This is a genomic window from uncultured Ruegeria sp. (assembly GCF_947497005.1).
In the GTDB taxonomy this organism is placed as follows: Bacteria; Pseudomonadota; Alphaproteobacteria; order Rhodobacterales; family Rhodobacteraceae; genus Ruegeria.
Genome location: NZ_CANMFF010000057.1, coordinates 1 through 1,326 on the forward strand (window position 1 = coordinate 1; position 1,326 = coordinate 1,326).

1 protein-coding gene is annotated in these 1,326 nt (G+C 52.3%); it reads right to left on the reverse strand.

Annotated elements, in window-relative coordinates; genetic code table 11:
* Nucleotides 1–142: 142 nt before the first annotated feature.
* Entirely contained in the window at nt 143–1,144 is a 1,002-nt protein-coding gene (locus Q0816_RS25885; RefSeq protein ID WP_298856191.1) for a helix-turn-helix domain-containing protein, read from the reverse strand.
* Nucleotides 1,145–1,326 lie beyond the last annotated feature (182 nt).

The window sequence follows — 1,326 nt, forward strand, 5'->3', positions numbered from 1 at the left end:
CTGATCGACTATGCATCGATCCGGCAGGCCGAAGTACTGGTTGAAAAGGCAGGTCAGATCGCAGCAGCTTGATCGCAAATCGAAGTTGCGTGGGCATCCTGTCCACGCGACGCCATCAACTATGAAGCAAGCCAAAGATTTGCTAAATGCTTTTCGGTGCTGCGGACCCAAAGAACCGCCTGTTCCGGATATCGTCTGGGGTGGTTTCAAAGCTACGTTGAAACGCGCGCTTCAATGCGACGGTCGATGAAAAACCGGTAGCCGCAGAGATTTCAATTTGCGACATATTCGTGAACTGCAACAGGTTTTTCGCGCGTTCCAATCGAAGCTCTTTGTAGGTCGAAAGAAGCTTTGCCCCGGTTTTGCACAGGAACCGTCGCTGCAACTGTCGTGTCGAGGTTTTGAGTACGTAGGAGAGATCTGAAATCGTCAAAGGCTCTTCGATATTTTCCTGCATTGCATTCAAAGTGCGCATAACCAAATGATCACCTTTTGCCCGGTGCACCAGCCGGGCGGCAAGCCTGCTTTCATGTTTTTGCGTGGGTTCGGTCAGGCCAATATAGCTACGCAGAGAATCCGCGATATGTTCTCCGTGATCTACGGAAACAAATTCAGAAAACAGGCGCAGTGCACTCAATCTGCTGGTTGCGCTGTGCGGGCCCCCATCTGTCGTCAGACAAATTCCTGTACCGCTATCTACCAATCCGCTTTCCAGAGCAGCCGCAGCAAAGTTTGGATGAACCGCGACGCTGTTTCGATCCGCTCTGCCCAGTTGCGTGAGCAAAAGGACAGCTCCGCCAACAAGAATTGTCCGTGAAGATAAATTCAGGACCTGCGAGATCCAGATTCTGCGCGGACCTGCAACATCCCAGTTATTCTCCAGGTCTCCCCAGAAAATTGCGGCCCGGCCCGCCCAGTAGAGAGGTCCGCCAACAGCCTCGTTGCCGGCTACGCGAAGATTGACCACGTAAGTGTAGTCTTCGATCAAACTGTTCAAAGCCTGATAAAATTCGACGATGATCTCAGCCGAAGCCAAAGCCCGCTTGTCGCTGAGAATGACTTCGATGTGCTTCTGTCTCTCCGGAGCCTCAGGCTCCGTTTTTGCCAGATTGGCATGATCATTTGCGAGGACATAGTGTTTCATTGTTCCTCCATAGATTTGGCGAAGGGCAGCGCCTGTATTGGCGCTGCCCTCATTCTGGAATTCAATCCGGCAGGGCAGGAAGCGGATTGTTAAGCGCTACCTCCTACTCTGCTGCTTCTTCGTACGCTTCCATTGGGGGGCATGTGCAGATTAGGTTTCTGTCGCCGTATGCGTTGTCGACG